The organism is Pedobacter psychrodurus, from assembly GCF_004331735.1.
GTDB lineage: Bacteria > Bacteroidota > Bacteroidia > Sphingobacteriales > Sphingobacteriaceae > Pedobacter > Pedobacter psychrodurus.
Map to the genome: position 1 here is coordinate 28,929 of NZ_SJSO01000024.1, position 18,088 is coordinate 47,016.

12 protein-coding genes are annotated in these 18,088 nt (G+C 38.9%); 2 read left to right on the forward strand and 10 right to left on the reverse strand.

The window, feature by feature from the left end; all coding sequences use genetic code 11:
* Positions 1 to 65: 65 nt before the first annotated feature.
* The 6 genes from pgmB to EZ456_RS21270 all read right to left on the reverse strand — a co-directional run bounded on the left by pgmB (position 66) and on the right by EZ456_RS21270 (position 9,899).
* On the reverse strand, positions 66 to 752 hold the full coding sequence (gene pgmB, locus EZ456_RS21245) for a beta-phosphoglucomutase (RefSeq protein ID WP_131533643.1): 687 nt from the start codon (positions 750 to 752) through the stop codon (positions 66 to 68).
* Positions 753 to 845: 93 nt separating this feature from the next.
* Positions 846 to 2,780, reverse strand: coding sequence for a glycoside hydrolase family 13 protein (locus tag EZ456_RS21250; protein ID WP_131533645.1), 1,935 nt, complete (start codon positions 2,778 to 2,780; stop codon positions 846 to 848).
* A 72-nt stretch (positions 2,781 to 2,852) separates the two neighbouring features.
* Entirely contained in the window at positions 2,853 to 3,851 is a 999-nt protein-coding gene (locus tag EZ456_RS21255) for a SusE domain-containing protein (RefSeq protein WP_131533647.1), read from the reverse strand.
* Between the two features lie 12 nt (positions 3,852 to 3,863).
* The gene (locus EZ456_RS21260; RefSeq protein WP_131533649.1) at positions 3,864 to 5,468 is read right to left on the reverse strand and encodes a RagB/SusD family nutrient uptake outer membrane protein; all 1,605 of its coding nucleotides are present in this window, start codon (positions 5,466 to 5,468) and stop codon (positions 3,864 to 3,866) included.
* A 12-nt stretch (positions 5,469 to 5,480) separates the two neighbouring features.
* A complete protein-coding gene (locus EZ456_RS21265; protein ID WP_131533651.1) occupies positions 5,481 to 8,453 on the reverse strand; it encodes a SusC/RagA family TonB-linked outer membrane protein in 2,973 nt (990 codons plus the stop codon).
* Between the two features lie 432 nt (positions 8,454 to 8,885).
* Positions 8,886 to 9,899: a LacI family DNA-binding transcriptional regulator gene (locus tag EZ456_RS21270; RefSeq protein WP_131533653.1), complete on the reverse strand. Its 1,014-nt coding sequence runs from the start codon at positions 9,897 to 9,899 to the stop codon at positions 8,886 to 8,888.
* A gap of 298 nt (positions 9,900 to 10,197) precedes the next feature.
* On the opposite strand from EZ456_RS21270, the gene EZ456_RS21275 reads away from it, so the two are divergent.
* A complete protein-coding gene (locus EZ456_RS21275) occupies positions 10,198 to 10,557 on the forward strand; it encodes a response regulator (protein ID WP_131533655.1) in 360 nt (119 codons plus the stop codon).
* Between the two features lie 342 nt (positions 10,558 to 10,899).
* Here EZ456_RS21275 and EZ456_RS21280 read toward each other — a convergent pair whose 3' ends face one another.
* On the reverse strand, positions 10,900 to 11,253 hold the full coding sequence (locus EZ456_RS21280) for a DUF6717 family protein (protein WP_131533657.1): 354 nt from the start codon (positions 11,251 to 11,253) through the stop codon (positions 10,900 to 10,902).
* 113 nt (positions 11,254 to 11,366) lie between these two features.
* Between EZ456_RS21280 and dinB the strand changes: the two genes are divergently transcribed.
* Positions 11,367 to 12,419, forward strand: a complete 1,053-nt coding sequence (gene dinB, locus EZ456_RS21285) for a DNA polymerase IV (protein ID WP_394343148.1) — start codon at positions 11,367 to 11,369, stop codon at positions 12,417 to 12,419.
* Positions 12,420 to 13,081: 662 nt separating this feature from the next.
* Here dinB and EZ456_RS21290 read toward each other — a convergent pair.
* The 3 genes from EZ456_RS21290 to EZ456_RS21300 all read right to left on the reverse strand — a co-directional run bounded on the left by EZ456_RS21290 (position 13,082) and on the right by EZ456_RS21300 (position 18,067).
* Entirely contained in the window at positions 13,082 to 15,556 is a 2,475-nt protein-coding gene (locus EZ456_RS21290; protein WP_131533661.1) for a glutaminase family protein, read from the reverse strand.
* 210 nt (positions 15,557 to 15,766) lie between these two features.
* Complete coding sequence (locus EZ456_RS21295; protein WP_131533663.1) at positions 15,767 to 16,612, reverse strand: PKD domain-containing protein; 846 nt, start codon at positions 16,610 to 16,612, stop codon at positions 15,767 to 15,769.
* A 12-nt stretch (positions 16,613 to 16,624) separates the two neighbouring features.
* Entirely contained in the window at positions 16,625 to 18,067 is a 1,443-nt protein-coding gene (locus EZ456_RS21300; protein WP_131533665.1) for a PA14 domain-containing protein, read from the reverse strand.
* Positions 18,068 to 18,088: the final 21 nt, after the last annotated feature.

Here is an 18,088-nt window from a genome sequence, read left to right on the forward strand (position 1 = left end):
CAATTGATTTGAATTTCTTTCGTTTTAAGATTGCTTCGTGCCTCGCAATGACGGCTTCAGCGAACCTATAAATTCTCTAAATCTTTAACTGTTAATTTGTCTAATCCGCTTACAACCACATCTGCCTGGCTAAGCACACTTTTTTCGCCAATACCGATGGCTTTCATTCCGCCTCTTTTTGCAGCTTCTACACCTGCAACAGCATCTTCAAAAACTACACATTCATCAGGTTTAAAGCCTAAAAGTTCAGCCCCTTTTAAAAATACTTCTGGGTCGGGCTTTGATTTGGTGACCATGTTTCCGTCAACAATTTCATCGAAGAAATGGGCAAGGTCGGTTTTCTCTAAAATAATTCCTGAGTTTTTACTTGCCGAGCCTAAAGCCAGTTTATAACCGGCTTTGTGAATCGCTGTTAAGAAATCAACCGTTCCGGGCAAAACTTCGGCCGGTGTCATCTTAGTAATCATATCTACATACCAGCTATTTTTCAAACTAGCGAGTTCTTCCTTTTCAGTATCGGTTTTTTCTACTCCACCCCAGGCAAGGATTTTATTCAAACTTTCTACGCGACTAACGCCTTTCAACTGTTCGTTCTGCTCTTCTGTAAAATCGAAACCCATGGTATTGGCCAAACGTTTCCAGGCTTTGTAGTGATAAACTGCGGTATCTACCAGTACACCATCGAGGTCAAAAAGACAGGCTTTGATTTGAGATTTGAGATCTGAGATTTGAGATTTGAGATTTTCTTGCATCTTTATTATAATTTTTTAGTAAGTATCAGGTTTCAAGACGTAGCTTTATTTTTGGCAAATGGCAATTACCTTCCGCCTTAAACCTTCAACCTTTTACCTTAAATCAAACACCAGAGTGGTCTTAGCAGGTACTTTAATGTTTTTAAAATCGATGTTTTCGCCGGTAATTACATTTTTAGCAGCTGTAATGCCTGTTGTTCTTTCGGCAAAACGATCAGTATTTAATATTTTTTCTTTTTCGGTATTGTTTACAATAACCATTACAGTTCCCTTTGGTTCGGTATTGTAGCGGAAATAAACATAAATATCATCCTGCGGAACAAACTGCATCAATTTTCCTGTTTGTAAAGCCGGACTTTTTTTACGGAAATTTGCCAGGGTTTTAACAAAGTTGAAGGCTTCATTCTCTTTGTTAGTCCGGCCATCGGTAATAAATTTGTTTTTTTTATCACCTTCCCAGCCACCAGGAAAATCGGAACGGATTAAACCATCGGGATTAGAAAAGTTTTTCATCAGGATTTCAGTTCCGTAGTACATTTCCGGAATGCCCCGCATGGTTAACAGGATGCTCATTCCCATTTTATATTTATCAAAATCTTCGCCAACCATCGAATAGAATCGGCTCATATCGTGGTTATCTAAAAAGATGCAGTTGGTATTTGGGTTTTTATACAGGAAATCGTGGGCCAATGTTGCGTACAAACGATTAATTCCGTCTACCCAACCGTTTTTGCCGTTTATTCCTTCGTATATAGCATCTTTTAAAGTGGCATCGGTTATGCCCTGTAAGTGTGTATCAAAACCACGGTTAACGGTATTGCCACCAGTAAAAAAGGCCTGGTTAGCCACCGCGGTTACCAATGTTTCGCCAAAAACGGATAAATGCGGGAATTCTGCCTGAACTTTTAATGCCCAATCGGCCATATAAACCGGATCATTATATCCGTAAGTATCCAAACGTAAACCATCAATGCCAGCATATTCGATCCACCATATATGGTTTTGAGTTAGGTAGTTCTGCACATAAGGATTGGTCTGGTTTAAATCGGGCATTGAAGGCACAAACCAACCATCTAACATCTGTTTACGATCTGCCGCAGAGGCGTGTACATCCATCACGGTCTGATCGCGGTAACTCGTTTGGGTGTATTTTGGCCATTGGTTTAACCAGCTTTTCATCGGTAAATCTTTATAAAACCAATGCTGCGTACCAATATGGTTGTGTACGATATCTTTAATCACTTTTAATCCTTTGACATGGGCAATCTCTACATACTTTTTGTAAAGTGCATTCGTACCATAACGGGGATCTATTTTATAGTGATCGGTTACCGCATAGCCGTGATAAGAAGCTTGTGGCATATCATTTTCTACTTCTGGAGTCATCCAAACTGTAGTTACACCTAAATCTTTCAGGTAATCGAGATGGTTAATTACGCCTTGTATATCGCCACCATGACGGTAATACATGCTATCGCGGTTTAATGCCGTTTCAGTTAAACCCTGAACCACATCGTTGCTTTTATCGCCGTTCGAAAAACGATCGGGCATGAGCAGATAAATAAAATCTTTGTTGGTTACCCCTTGAATCCTACCCGCGCTTTTATTGCGGTTTTTTAATTCGTAAGTGTAACTGAATATCTTTTTGCCGTTTAGGGAGAAGTGGATTGGGAAACTTCCGGATTTTACGGTAGTGGTAAGTGTTAAATCGAGAAATAGATAATTGGGATTTTCTACTTTATTTACCTTAACGAGTTTAACCCCTGGATAAGTTAAGGTCACGGTGGTATTGGCAATGTTATCGCCGTGCACCAGCAATTGTAATTTAGGATTGTGCATCCCAACGTACCAGAACATCGGCTCTACACGCTCAAGCTTTTGGGCAAAGAGATTGCTACTGCTAAACAGTACGATAAGGATAATGAACATTTTTTTAAATCCCTGCGCATTTGCGTGGACTTTAGTTTGAGCATTAAAGGAAGAAGGAATAATGGAAAGAAAGGTAGCAGAGGTAAGCGATTTGATCATGCTAAAACTTTTTAATGATTTTAAAATCCTGCAGAAATCAAAAGATTTCTACAGGAATAGTTTAGTTAATGATTAATTTTTAACCATGGTGTATGATCCGGTTTTACCATCAGCATTAACGGTTAAGGTTAAAGTATAGGTTCCGGCATCGGTTACCATGATATCAGCGCCATTGTTGCCGATACTGGTTGTCCAATCGTGGTTTAATCTGAATTTAAAAGCACCAGCTGTTAAAGCAATTTTAGCTTGCCAGGTACCTTTTCCATCATTAATAAATTTTAAATCGGTATCTACCGCCCAATTACTGCCAGGAATTGCATTACCAATAACAGACCAATAATCAGCTTTTGCAATGGTATAAGTTTTCTTATTTAAATCAACTGTGAGTAGTTTGAACTCTGCAGATACTGAACTGATATCGCCGCCAGAGGTACTGATTGTACCGCCACCAGCATCGCCATAAGCTACATCCCATTTTTTTTCTGGGGTAATTTTGAATGGGCTACCGTCAAACTTAATGATCCCTGTATAAACGCCATTACTGGTTAAGGATACCAAACTGTCAGCTGTTGCCGGATTCCAGCCCTGATAATTACCAGGTACATAAATCCATGCAGATGCTAAATATGGTGTAGCGGTTAAAGTAATTACATTTGAATAGGTCATGGCATTTGCTGCAGCACCCGATTTCAACCTCACTTCTACCTGTGCTGGTGTACCGATGGTTGCACCAAGAGCTAACATCATGGTATTAAAATCGTTTACAGTTGGCGAATATGAAGTTGTACTCACTACATACTCTTTAGGCGAAGCAAAGTTTTTTCCTTTAATATCAAACTGAATGGTAGACGTTACCGGTACGGTGTAACCTGTTACCGTTGATGCCGGAAATGTTAAGGATAACGCTGGCTTGGTTCCGTTTGCCTGTACCAAGCTTAAGCTAGTAGCCGAAGCGGTAAGTGTACCCGCAGGGCTAACATTCGAAACAGTCTGCGTTTCGTCTTTTTTGCAAGACCAAAGCGATACCGCTAAACAGCATACCGCTAAGGATTTAAATAATATTGATTTCATATGCGATGAAGATTAATAACCAGTGTTTTGAACCAGATTCGGATTTGCAATTAAATCGGCATTTGGAATCGGATATAGATTACGGTAAGCAGGCAAACTAGTACCAGCTTTTACGCCACCTTTAAACGGCCATAAATAAGTAGCTCCGGCAAATTTGCCATAACGGATTAAATCTGTACGGCGGTGTCCTTCCCAATAAAGCTCGCGACCTCTTTCATCTAAATAAAAATCAGTTGTTAAAGCAGCAGCAACAAGATTACCGCTGGTATTGCCATAAGCACGTTGACGTAAGGCGTTCACATAAGTTAAAGCTTGTGCTACTGACCCCCCCGAGCCTCCTCTGGCAACGGCTTCTCCATAAATAAGATACTGCTCTGCCAAACGGAAAAGGGCAAAATCTAAAGAACTGAATGTTCCGTTTAATGATGCAGGGGTGGTACCGCCTGATGTTAAATTTTTAAACTTGGTAACCTTTAAACCATCATTAGGATCTGAAATGGCATCTATTGTTGCCTTTGGGCCAACAAAAATACCACGTTTATCAATAGATCCAGTGGTATTTGGAAATAAGGCTGGCAAATTCTGACGGGTACGGTTACCCGCCCATCCACCAAGTGGCACTCCATAATCACTAGCCAGCATGCCTGCCGCATCGGCCGAGGCATACACCGCTGCATTGATCAGAAAAGTAGTACCTCCAAAGTTTGTTCCACTCACACCATCATAATTAATGGTTAATATATTTTCGGTGTTTCCTATATTGTTATCTGCTTTGAACAGGTTGGCATAACTTGGGTTTAAAGCATAACTGGCTGCAATAACTTTGCTCGAATAAGTAATCGCTTCTGTATATTTTGCGGTACCGGCATAAACCTGGGCGTTTAAATATAATCTGGCCAATAATGCCCAATCTGCTCCTTTATCTGCACGGCCATACTCGTTAGCACGTGGCTCAGCAAGGTCGACTTCTATTGCTTTCAATTCTGATTCTACATAAGAAAACAATGCTGCACGCTGAATCTGTTTAGGGTTAACCTTTCCAATTTCATCGGCTTCAGTTACAAATGGCGGATTTCCAAATGCATCTAACAATACCCAATACTGGTAGGCACGTAAGAAACGGGCTTCTGCACGGTAACGTGCAACATTAGTTGCATCGGCTCCGGTAATATTACGGGAAGCCAATTTATCGGCAGTACTTTGGCGTAAATAATCGTTAACCAGGGTAATCTGCGAGATACTGCGTGAGTATAAACCTCTTAAAAACTGATTATCGGTAGACCAGGTAGCATTGTCTAATTCTGGAATGCCTGTATCGCCCCAATTACATACCGCCTCATCTGTTACCAGCTCTTGAGAGGTCCAAAATAACCTTAAAAAATCTGCGAAACCTGAGTTTAAGCCACCAACATCACTGTTATCTGAACCCGATGGACTTGTTAATCCATAATTTGCATATAACCTCACCAACTGTTGTTTGTAACCTGCAGGCGTAGCGTAAGCAATATCTGCTGTTACATCATTGGTTGGTGTTAGATTTAATGCTTCTTTTTTGCATGCGTTTAATGATAGCACTAAAACCGCCGATGCCAATATTATTTTAAATGAGTTTTTCATTGTCTTCTTCTATTAAAAACCAACGTTTAAACCTAGCGTGTATGTTCTTGGGCGTGGATACAGGTTATAATCGATACCTGTAGCTAATTCTGGATCAAGACCTTTGTATTTCGTTACAACGAAAACATTCTGGCAGTTTGCCGAAATTCTCATGGTTGTTGTTCCATCTTTAGATAGTTTGCCAATGTTATAGGCTAAACCTAAATTATCCATTTTCAGAAAGGATGCATTCTTGATATAGTAATCGCTTAGGTATTGTGTAGTGGTAAAACCCGTATTCAATAGATCGCTGCTGGCGTTATTAAGAATACCCACTGTACTCAATAGGTTTGATTTGATACCAAAGTTCGAACTCACGTTATCATAAACGTAATTACCTAAACTGGCTCTTAAAACCGTATTAATGCTCCATTTTTTGTAGGTAAACGAGGTATTAAAACCAAAAGTGAATTGAGGATCTGGCGATTTATAGAAATACTGATCATCAGTTGTGATGGTGCCATCGCCATTTAAATCCTGGAAAACACCTTCTAATGGTTTACCACTTACATCATAAACCTGTTTGTACACAAAATACATTTGAGGAATCTGATTAACCGCATTGTATTTTAAGTGGATTCCTGTTCCTCCTGTGATATCCCCAGCATCAATTTTGAATCCTGAGTTAGGGTTCAAAGTTAAATTGGTTACCTTTCTTTTGTTATAAGATGCGTTTATACCGAAATCCCAAATGGTATTTTCAGTTTTAATGGCCGTAAAATTTAAGCTTACTTCTGCGCCTCTTACATCCATATTACCTACGTTAGTAACCAGTTCATTGCTAAAGTTTGTTCCTACCGGGATAGTAATCTTACTTAATAAATCGGTAGTTTTTTTATAATAAACATCAATGCTACCATACAATCTTCCGCCTAAAAATCCATAATCTAAACCAGCATTATAAGTCGTGGTGCTTTCCCATCTCAAATCAGGATCATATCCGGCTGGGGCATAATAATTATAAAAAGTATTACCAATCTGATATTGACCTGTATTGCTGTTGGCGTAGTATTTAGCGATGTAATTATAGTTACCAATATCGCCACCATCCTTATTACCTGTTTCGCCATAACTTAATCTCAATTTCAGATCAGAAAGCACTTTGCTGTCTTTAAGGAAATTTTCTCCGATAATTCTCCAGGTAAAGCCTACTGAAGGGAAATATCCCCAACGGTTGCTTTCCGCAAATTTTGAAGAAGCATCAGCACGCATCGTGGCCGATAGGATATATTTTTCTGCTAGTGTATAGTTAAATCTTCCGTAGTAAGAAAGCATTTTATTACGTTCTACTGAAAATGGGAAAACTGGTGTAACAATTGGCGCACCTAAACCTGTGTAGTTAGTGAAATTATAACTAGTAGTTGCATTATCATAATAACCATAACCAGCAGTTACATCAAATCTACTTTTAATGCTTTCTACCGTATGTGCATAATTTAAATAGAACTCAGAAAATTTATCAGCTCCGGTTTTTAAAGCCCTTGAAAATGAGCCGTTTGTTGATGCAGCTTGTGCCGCGTAGGTTGGCACCGTGATGCTACCATAACCTTTAGATACATCGTAACCAAGATTTAAGTTCGCATGCAACTCAGGTAAAAAGTGAAATGAATAATCGAATTTAGCATTACCTACACTCCTTGCGGCGTTACCATTATTATCCTGTAACCTAATTAATGCAACAGGGTTACGAGGTGCATTCGGATTTGGAACCATTGCACTTCCTGTACCTTGTGTCCATTCGAAATAGTTACCGTATTTATTATCTGCGTAAATTGGTTGCGTTGGATCGAACTGAATGGCTGAATTGATTGCACCAGCATTTGCAAAATGCGAATCGGTTAACGATCCTTTTAAGTTTAAATCGATTTTTAAATGATCTTTAAACAATCTTGGCGACAAGGTAATTGAACCAGTTCCACGTTTTAACTTATCGGTAATCAATAAACCATCCTGATCTAAATAACCCGCAGAAACACGGTAAGGCACGCCTTTGAATGAACCTGCGATACTCAGATTATTATCGGAGGTAAATGCATGCTGATAAATAGCATCCTGCCAATCGGTATTTGCCGTTCCCAGCAAACTTTTTTGCGTTGCATTGCCGTTTGCATTAACATAAGCACGAACCTGGTCAGCAGAAAGTATATCTACTTTTCTGGCAACCGTTGCAATGGAATTATTGGTGCTGAAGTTTATTACAGGTGCACCAGAACCACCTTTTTTAGTGGTAATTAAAATTACCCCGTTCGATGCTCTTGAACCATAAATAGCTGTTGCATTTGCATCTTTCAGTACGGTAAAGGTTTCTATATCGTTCGGATTGATTAAACTTAACGGACTTGGTGCATTATCGATGGTATTACCGCTAAATGGCACACCATCAATTACGATTAATGGATCGTTACTGGCATTAAGTGATGCTCCGCCACGGATACGGATCTGGCTACCTACTCCAGGTTGACCGCTGTTAGAGATGATGTTCACCCCTGCTACCTTACCCTGAATTAATTGCTCAGGTGTTGTGATCGCGCCTTTTTGAAAATCTTTCGAATTTACAGTGGTAATAGATCCGGTTAGGTTTTTCTTTTCTGCAGTACCATAACCGATTACCACAACCTCGTTCAGTTTTTGTGCATCGGGTACCAATTGAAAATTAACAGTAGCATTTGCTGAAATGCTTACGGCTTTATCTAGGGTTTGATAACCGACAAAACTTGCAGATAAAGTTATCGAACCGTTCGATAAACCTGCTAGTTTATAATTACCATTCTCATCAGTCGATGTACTTCTTGTAGTTCCTTTTACAACTACAGAAGCACCGGGTAATGGTAGGCCGGTTTCATCAAGCACTTTACCAGATACCGATCCGGTTTGTGCTTTTACCATTAATGCTGAAAAAACCAACAGCACCAAAAGCCCCTGTTTTAACAGGTAAAATACTCTCATATTTGAAGCTCGTTTAAGTATAAAAATTTGGTTAAATATTATAGTGATTTACACATAGGCCTAATTTACAGCTGATAATGATATTTCAAAATTTATTTAAAAAATATATTTCGGGTCGAAATTGCAGCGGGAAAATCAACATAAAAATTAGCTTTTTGTTACTAGTAAAAAACTACATTAAATAATTGTTAATATTATAATTACTTAATAATCAGCATACTATAATTGTTAAATTTCAATTTAAAGTGTAACTATTACACTAAGTCATTTTTAAGGCTTTTTTCGGGAACGTTCCCGAAAAAATTAGATCAAATTTCAGTCATCTTTCGGGAACGTTCCCGAAAATCGATCGAAATTCTGCGTATTTTACACTAAGTGAAGAAATTTTTTGAAAATTTTAAGCTGAAAATGGTCCTGTGTTTAAGGGCTTTTTTACCCATTTATGGTCGAGTTCCGCTTGATAATTTTAGACTCCAAAACCACTTCGTTTGGCAGGTTCTTATCGGCATGATCATCTAGAATAGTAAACAATAATTTAGCCGCTTCCTCTCCTATTTCGGTAGCTGGTTGAGTGATGGTGGTTAGTGAGGGATTTAACAAAGGGGCAATTTCCAAACTGGAGAAACTGATTACCTTTAAATCTTTGGGAATGTTGATATTGAGATCGTAACAAGCATAGTAAGTGGCAAAGGCCAAACGCTCTACTGAGGTAAAAACACCATCGGGTTTTAATTGCGTTAAAGCTTGTTTGATGATAATGCTATTTTCTTCATAACTGTTGCTGCAATCCACTATCAGGTTTTCTTCAAAAGGAATCTGGTGTTTGGCCAGCGCATCCAGATAGCCCTGCATACGGGTTTTACCTATAGATAAACTTTTATTTACCACCAGGTAGGCAATTCTACTGCAGCCCTGCTCTATTAAATGTTCTGTTGCCAGAAAACTGCTGTTATAATCATTTGTAATTACCCTTGGGGTATCAATGTCTTCGTAAATCCGATCGAAAAATACCAACGGTAATCTTTTACTTCCAAATTTATTGAGGTAATTATGATCGTTGGCTTCTCCTGAAACCGACATTACAATACCATCGGCCCTACCGTTGTGTAAGTGGCGGATAAAAGTTACTTCTTTTTTATAATCATCATCCGTTACATAAATCAGAATATGGTAACCATTTTCTCTGGCTACGCGTTCAATACCGTGAATGGCCTGCGAGAAATAATTATTAGCCAATTCGGGTACAATAACCGCAATGGTTTTACTTTTTTGCTCCCTTAAATTACTGGCGTAATGGTTGGGCTGATAGTTTAATTCTTTTGCTTTGGCTAATATACGCGCTTTGGTAGCACCATTAATGTCACTATTATCCCTAAAAGCCCTAGAAATTGTAGAAGTAGATAAATTTAAAGCTTCTGCTAACTTCTTAATATTAATACTATCCATTTTTGGCTATTAAACCCAATTAATTTGAATTAATGCTGTAAATATAAACTTTAAATGTCCGAAATATTTTATAAGCTTTAAAATTATGCATTTCGTCTTCAATTTATATGCGGTTAGGCAATCGGCCCTGAAATCCTATCTCAAAAGTCTTTGATCGCCCTAATGGTAAAATTTTTTAAATAAATATTCATTTTTTTTAAAACAAAAAGCATCTTTACCGCTTTAATAATTATACGCTATTGATCATCTTCTCATTTTACCGATTGCAAAACAAAACCAGATGAAATAAAATTACAAAATGGGAAATAAGAAAATACTCATCGCCGATGATGATGAAGGAATTGTTGATGCTGTGACGATGATTTTGGAAGTGATGGGTTATGATGTTGAGTTTACGTATGATGGCGGAGCAGTAATAGATGCAGTAAAAAACAAGCCAGATTTGATTTTGCTCGATATCTGGATGAGTGGACACGATGGCAGAGATATATGCAAACAGCTTAAAAACGATCCGCAATACAAGCAAATCCCCATTTTAATGATCTCGGCGAGTAGAGACATCAGGCAATCTGCGCTGGATGCAGGTGCGAATGATTTTATGGAAAAACCATTTGAGATGGATTCGTTACTGAACAGGGTAGCAACTTTATTAAATTAGAAATAAAAAATTGGGAGAAGGGTTTAAGGTGTAAGGCTAGAACCACCACAAAACATTAATTTCTTAATTCTAAAACCTACACAGTTTTTTGACCACCTAAGACACCTCATTACATCAAAACGCTACAAATAGAGGTTTTATCTTAATGCCCTTAAATCCTTAATGATAAAAAAACATAAAACATGAAGGTAAGGTCAACTAAGTTTGATTTAATCTTATTTGCTAAAAGATCCTGAAACAAATCCGATAGCTATCGGATCAGGATGACGACAGTGTATAAAAGCAGTATTATCTAACCCTACCACACTAATCTTAAGCCATTCATCCTAAAACACTTAGCGTTTATTCAATTTCCTTAAAATAAATCCTTTCAGGCAATTGTTTAAAAACAAACTCCGTTACCTGGCAAAGCCAAAGTTTATGGTTTTTAAATTCCCCTCTAAAGTTTTCTAACAGGTAGTCTCCACCACCGCCCAAATTCTTTTCACGCACATAAACAAGATCTAAAATCTCGGCACTTTCAATAGGCGCATCAGCCATCAGTAATTTGCATTCGCTTTCGGCAGTGGCTATCCAGTTTAATAATTCATCGGCGCCTTCTACCATTTGCAAGTCGGCAATATCTCCACCCCATTCTGGTATATCGGCATACCATTCATGCTTTGCATTTTTATAAAAACGAATTGCTCTCTCCATATTTTGTAAAGAAAAAAAATCTAGATCAATTATCCTGATAAAAATAACGAAATTTAGATCATTGCATGCCTGATTCAACTCCACCGGTTTTAAGAAAAATAATTCATATTGATATGGATGCGTTTTATGCATCTGTAGAGCAACGCGATTTTCCCGAATACCGTGACAAACCCATAGTGGTTGGTGGCAAGCCCGATAGCCGCGGTGTGGTAGCTACGGCAAGTTACGAGGCACGCCAATATGGAATCCGCTCGGCAATGTCGTGCAGTAAAGCTTACCAGCTTTGTCCAACAGCAATTTTCGTATATCCACGTTTTGATGCTTATACTGCAGTTTCGAAAGCGATTAGGGAAATTTTTAGTCGGTACACTGATATTATAGAGCCTCTATCCTTGGATGAAGCCTATCTTGATGTCACTGAAGATAAGCTCGGAATTGGATCAGCTATTGATATTGCTCAATCCATTAAAGATGCCATTAAAAATGAGTTAAACTTAACCGCCTCGGCAGGCGTATCGATCAATAAATTTGTGGCAAAAGTAGCTTCAGACATGAACAAACCAGATGGTTTAACTTTTATTGGCCCTTCCAAAATTGAAACTTTTATGGAAAAACTCCCGGTAGAAAAATTCTTTGGGGTAGGCAAAGTTACCGGAGCCAAAATGAAGGCCATGCAGATTAATACAGGTGCCGATTTAAAAAAACTAACAGAAGCACAGCTTATTGCTCAATTCGGGAAATCGGGAAGATTTTATTATAAAATTGTCCGTGGTATTGATGATCGCCCCGTTCAGTCACACCGCGAAACCAAATCAGTGGGTGCAGAAGATACCTTTTCGGAAGATACCAATGAAGATTCGGTGATGCACGATCTGTTAAAACAGATCAGTGAAACGGTAGCCAAACGTTTGGAAAAATGTCAGCTAAGGGGAAAAACGGTAACCTTAAAAATTAAGTTTGCCGATTTTAAACTGATTACCCGCAGCCGCTCTTTCCCTGCACCGATTAACAAAGCGGAGGTAATTTATGCAGAAGCGATTAAACTTTTGGAAGAGGCAGCTATCGGCCTAACCCAGGTGAGGCTTTTGGGCATTACCTTATCTCGGTTTTATGATGATGTGGAAATCGAAAAGCCTGAAAGCAATCAGCTGGAATTTGAGTTTTGATGATTAATGTTTAATACATGAATTTCCTAATTTAAAAAGCCAATTTCCATTTGGAGCGCAATGCCTGTACAAAAATACTAAGTTTCTTCCTGTTTTGCGCTTATACGCTTCGCGGCCTCGTTCCTCGTCGCTGCAGGGTAACGCTTCAATCAGGGCTAGGTGGCCAAAACAGCATTTCATTTTTAAGGTTGCAGGGTGCATTAACCTTTGTTCTTAAACCTGACAGCAGCGGTTCTGATCCTTCATCGGAAGAGCGAATGGCGGGACCAAAGACCGCCAAGAATCACAGGCCAACCATTTCCTAATCATATCTTTCTTGCTTTACGGAATAACACTTTATTTCGGTCGGTGAGACACCAACCGATAGGATAACACTTTGCTGGGTGCAGAAACCTTTGTGCCTAAACCCGACAGGAGCGGTTCCGATCCTTCATCGGAAGTAGCGAATGGCGGGACTAAAAGCAGCCAAGAACCACAAGCCACTCATTTCCTAATCATACCTTTCTTACTTTATGGAATAACACATCATTTCGGTCGGTGAGACACCAACCGATAGGATAAGTTAACACCCCGTCCTACGGACACCCCTCTGAAGAGGGGAATAAAAAAGGTCCTACAATTTAATGTAGAACCTTTGATTGTTAATTTTAAGGGATAAGATTTTATTTACCGGCTAACTTATCAGCAAGCATTTTCATGTAAAAACCCCCCACCACACTGCGGGCTTTAAAGTTATCGCGGATACCGGTATTTGAATCATAAAAATCGTTCAAAGGCACTCTCGATTCGGTTTCAATAGCATGCTTGTAAACGGGATGAACCAAAGCCTCGAATTCTCTTTGTGTTGGTGCAAAAGTAGCGGTCCACAAAATCCAGTCATTTTTAGTGTAGGCCTTTCTGCTATCCAAGGGAATACCATATTTATTTTGTTTAGTCAGGTAATATTTGGTTTCTGTTTCATATATTTTTTGTGGAAACAGGTTTAACTTCAGCACCTTATCCCAAACCAGGTTATACTTTTGGCTCCAGGTATTTTTATTATCAAAAGTTAAGGCGTAGTGATCGCCAGCATCGGCCATTTCTATCCATTTTGGCACCATACTTTCGGCAATAGTCCTATATTTTTTAGCTACATCATCATAACCTAAGGTTTGCGCCATCTGCGCATAACAGGCAATACCTACAATCGCTTTTACCGATAAGTTGGCATTACGGGCCAGGTGACCAGCAAAATCATCGGTACATAATTGTGTTTTTGGATCTAATCCCTCTTTCGTTAAATAATCAACCCAGGTGGTTAAGGTTTTCCAATGTGCTTTGGCATAATCGGCATTTCCCTGTGCTTTGGCAATTGCAGCAGTTAAAATAATCATGTTACCCGATTCTTCAACCGGCATTGGCTCACCATAAGTTTGTCCGTTTGCTAATGGGTAAGTTCCCAGGTCATGAGCTGCCCAAGGGTGAGGATATTTTCCGCTTTCGCTGAAATAGAAAATACCGTTCAACATGCCCTGTAATAACTCGGGGTTATAAATCAGGTACAATGGTGCCGAAGGGTAAGTTACATCGACGGTGTTGATGAAACCACCACTGTTGTTTTCTTTAGATAACCATAAAATTTCACCTTGCGGGCTCTTTACCAAAGTATGTGCAGCAATGCTCTGGCGATAACCTAAAACACATAAATCGGCGTATTCTTTACCACCCGATTTTAAGGCATCGGAATATAAAGTTTTGTTAAAAGCCTCGCACTTTTGAATCACGGTTTTGTACTCGTCTGCAGCAGCAGTTAATTGACCTTCGATGGTTTCCTTACCTGAAGTATTCCACCACGGCCTTAAATTTTTGTTAAAGTATTGAACGGAATAAATTTCATCATAGCCTAGTTCAACGTATTTTTCTACCGCAGCTTTACCTACTGTTCCAAAAGGGATAACGGTATTTAATGCGAGCATTTTGCCCTGTTTAGCAGTTGAAGCCGAATTGCCTTTTCTAAAAGCATCGGCAGCGTCTTTTTCGGCCGTTACAAACTGGATGGCATTGCTTGTTTTTGGCGCAGCCACATAAAAGTAACCCCAATCGATCCGCATGTCATCACTTGCTTTTTGAAGAACTGGCTGTTCTACTGTGCCTGTTTTTAATACTGATAATTTAACAGTACTATATTTGCTTGCCGTAACTTCTTGTGTAGGACGATAAACCGCAATGTTTGATGATGCACTGAGGTATACTTTTACCTGGTGTGTTTTACCGTCATTTGCTTTTACCTGATAGGAAACATAAGAAACCGGACGTGCAAATAAACCCAAATCGTTCATTAACAAGGGAGAGGTAAAGGTTAATTTTAGATCTATTTTGCCGCAAGTGAAGTTGTAAATAGTCTGCGTAGCATTAATATCAACACTTTTTTGCCTGGCTACCTGTACTTTTTCGGCATTATCTTTTAACCGATCTACCAAACCAAAATCGAGGAAGCGACCACCAGCGGTATTAATGAGGTGGATGGCAATTACATTCGATCCGGCTTTTAAAGCACTTTTATCGCTATTACTTAGGGCAATATATTGGAAATTATTGGTCCAGCCTTCTTTGGTGTAAATTTTCTTCCCGTTTAAGTAAACCTCAATATTATCATCGTGATTGATCTTTAAAAACAATTCGTTTATTGATGCGGGGTTAGCTATGTTAAAGGTTCTTCTTACCCAGATATCGTGCGATTTCCATAATGTTTTTACATTTTTGGCATCATCTCCTATTGGTGCATTACCTGCTTGCCAGTTGCTGGCCGTGTAGTTTGCAGCTTTCCAATCGCCCTGAGGTTCGGTTTCTGTATATTTTACTTCGTAACCATTTTCATCTGAAGCAGGTACAACCGTTTTGTAGGTAGTGGTTTCTTTACCTAAAAAGCGATAAATACCACCATCAACATTAATCATTCCTAAAAGAGAATGATCGGCACCCGTCCAATGCTGGGTAGAAGATTCGTTTAATTTATCAGTATTAGACCAAATACTAAAATAGGTATTGTGCGTAATTAAGGGATAAGCCGGGGCTTTTCGCTCCTGGGCCTTTAGCAAACCGCCTACAAACATGCAGCCCAGTATGCCTAAGAATTTTAAAGTGTTGGTTTTGTTCATAATTTGTGTGTGTATTGAAATCTGATTTATATTCTGGTTAGATTTAACGCTAGTTAAACGTTTTACTAAAGTATAAATATAATTTACTTTTTGCAAGGGATGGCGGTTTTTTAATTGTCTAAATGACATTTAAAATTAAACCTTCAAAAAAATACATGAAGTGATTAAGCTCCATGTATCTTTCAAATTGTGCATAACACCTATAATAAACTAAGGTTGTTTTTTGTTGATTGTCCACTCGCCCAATTGAAACACGCGGCTTCCTCTGTTCGATTTGATGTAAAGGCGATAAAACTTATAAGCAACATAATTATCGAAGTGGAAAAGTTTAGTTTGTTTTCTACTCGGACCATCATTTGTATTCTCCCAAGGGCATACCGTAACCGTATGTAAATCGGTATACTGGATACCATCTAACGAGCCCTGCAAAATCCAGAACCTTGGATCGCGGTCTGCGGCATCATTACCAGAGGTTAATGTATACGCGCCCACTATCTGTGGAGTATTTAGCTCGAAGGTACATTTTTGTGTACCATCGAAACCAGCTTGTAGGAATTTTGTATTTATATCCTGATCAACCAGTTTTTTGGAGCCTTCGCCAGAATCGGCACCTGCGCCAGCCTCCAGGTTAACTGAAAATTTACCACCAATGGTTTTCATGTAATTTTCGCCACAAATGGAGTAATTTATTGTCGGATCGACCACACTAAGCATCACTTCTTTTGCTGCAGTATAACCCTGGCCATTTCTTGTAGTTAAGGTTACCTTATATTTTCCAGGGAAACGGTAAGTATGCTTTGGGTTTACCTCAACAGAGGTACTGTCATCGCCAAATTGCCACAATAAACCTTTATAATTTGTAGCGCTTCCGGTAAACTGGTACTCTAAAAATTTCAATGTATCGGGTTTTACAAAGGTAAAACCAGCCGTAGGCTTTGGTTCTTCCACCTCTGGAACAATCTCTACGGTTTCACTTTTTTTACATTTCACCATTAATACCACAATTAGTAGTAAAAGTGAGCATATACCCAATAATCTTTTCATATTACTTTTCATATCTATTCAAGTTTAAGGAGTTGGAAATAATTGTGTTCTTGGTACGGCACGTTTACCTGTTATACCTGCCGATGGAACTTCATATTCGAGATATGCTTGTTGCCCGCCAACATTTTCGCGGTGATGTGCTTCAATTTTATATCTGATACCACGTTCTAAACGGATGGTTGCTTTTCGCTCTGGTTTATCCCACTGTGTGGTATAATCGTCGATGATGGCTTTTCCATTAATAAATAATCGCGATCCATCATCCCAACGGGTTTGATAGAAAACATAATCGCCCCTTACTGGTGCCAGGAACTCGCCAACCCATTTGGTAGCGAAATTATCTCTACTCAAAGAAGCGCCAGCAGTGTTTTTTACATTATCTGGCCAACCATCGCCCCCGAATTCGATTGTACCATCTACGCGGGTTGCAAAAGGCTCACGCCCGTCATCTGGTGCCAATTGTGTATTGGTGTAATATTTAGCAATTAAACCTGTTCCTTTTCCAATAATTGGCGAATTGTTATCCAGGTTTACATTGGGATCAATCACCACAATTACTTTTCCTTTTGTAGGATGGATAACATGGTTGGTATTATCGCTAAGGCTTAAGGCAAAAGCGAATTTTTTATTGGCCACAATGTTTGCATCGAACACAGGCCAAGGAATAGATAACCTCACCGTGGCATTCGTCGCGCCTGTATTAAATCTCACCAAAGTATCGATGGTAAAATCTTTTGCAGCCAGGTGGATCACATTACTGAGTGTTCCTGCCGACAATAAAGTTGCAATGGTATCTATATTATCCTTAATTTTTACGTTAAAGGCTGTAGAAGGTGCATTATCTAAACTGATAATGAGTGGAATCGTAACCCCAGCAGGTCCAACCTGATAATTAGGTCCTTGAGTTACATTATAAATACCCCCACCCTCAAAATTTAAAAAATGGATGTCGGTAGATTTTAATAATTCTTCGGTATTGATGATGACCAGGATATTCGATTTACCATTGGCAATTTTATTGCCTTTACCCGGCGCTGAAAGTTTTAAGGCAAAAACCACTTTCTTACCAAAATAACGCTCCAATACCGAGCGGCGAACAATGGCTATTCCTTCTGCATTATCTGTTCCGTACGATACATTAATTACGTTTGGATATTCTACAGCCGATGAGGGCATAAGTACAGCATTGGTTAAACCACCAGTATTAATTAATTGTGTTACGGTATCATTATTTAAGGTTAACCCTACCTGAAAAGCTTCTTCAGCTGCTCCTGAGAGCGAAATTTTGAAGGGAACTTTAACAAACTGGTTATCTATTGATACATTGCCCACAACAATTCCTTCGCCAGTAATACTTTTGCTTGCCGTAGGTGGTAGATCCAAATCGTCTATTTGAGATTCTTTACAAGAATAGGCAACAATCATGATTGTTAAGCCCATTAATACGGTGTATATAATTTTTTTCATTTTCGATATTTAAATTATCAA

Bases quoted from the DNA above. Each gene is read 5' to 3' on its own strand.
- EZ456_RS21265 (WP_131533651.1), bottom strand. From the start codon at position 8,453: ATGAGAGTATTTTACCTGTTAAAACAGGGGCTTTTGGTGCTGTTGGTT.
- EZ456_RS21250 (WP_131533645.1), bottom strand. From the start codon at position 2,780: ATGATCAAATCGCTTACCTCTGCTACCTTTCTTTCCATTATTCCTTCT.
- EZ456_RS21275 (WP_131533655.1), top strand. From the start codon at position 10,198: ATGGGAAATAAGAAAATACTCATCGCCGATGATGATGAAGGAATTGTT.
- EZ456_RS21290 (WP_131533661.1), bottom strand. From the start codon at position 15,556: ATGAACAAAACCAACACTTTAAAATTCTTAGGCATACTGGGCTGCATG.
- EZ456_RS21280 (WP_131533657.1), bottom strand. From the start codon at position 11,253: ATGGAGAGAGCAATTCGTTTTTATAAAAATGCAAAGCATGAATGGTAT.
- EZ456_RS21295 (WP_131533663.1), bottom strand. From the start codon at position 16,612: ATGAAAAGTAATATGAAAAGATTATTGGGTATATGCTCACTTTTACTA.
- EZ456_RS21260 (WP_131533649.1), bottom strand. From the start codon at position 5,468: ATGAAAAACTCATTTAAAATAATATTGGCATCGGCGGTTTTAGTGCTA.
- EZ456_RS21270 (WP_131533653.1), bottom strand. From the start codon at position 9,899: ATGGATAGTATTAATATTAAGAAGTTAGCAGAAGCTTTAAATTTATCT.
- EZ456_RS21255 (WP_131533647.1), bottom strand. From the start codon at position 3,851: ATGAAATCAATATTATTTAAATCCTTAGCGGTATGCTGTTTAGCGGTA.
- dinB (WP_394343148.1), top strand. From the start codon at position 11,367: ATGGATGCGTTTTATGCATCTGTAGAGCAACGCGATTTTCCCGAATAC.
- pgmB (WP_131533643.1), bottom strand. From the start codon at position 752: ATGCAAGAAAATCTCAAATCTCAAATCTCAGATCTCAAATCTCAAATC.
- EZ456_RS21300 (WP_131533665.1), bottom strand. From the start codon at position 18,067: ATGAAAAAAATTATATACACCGTATTAATGGGCTTAACAATCATGATT.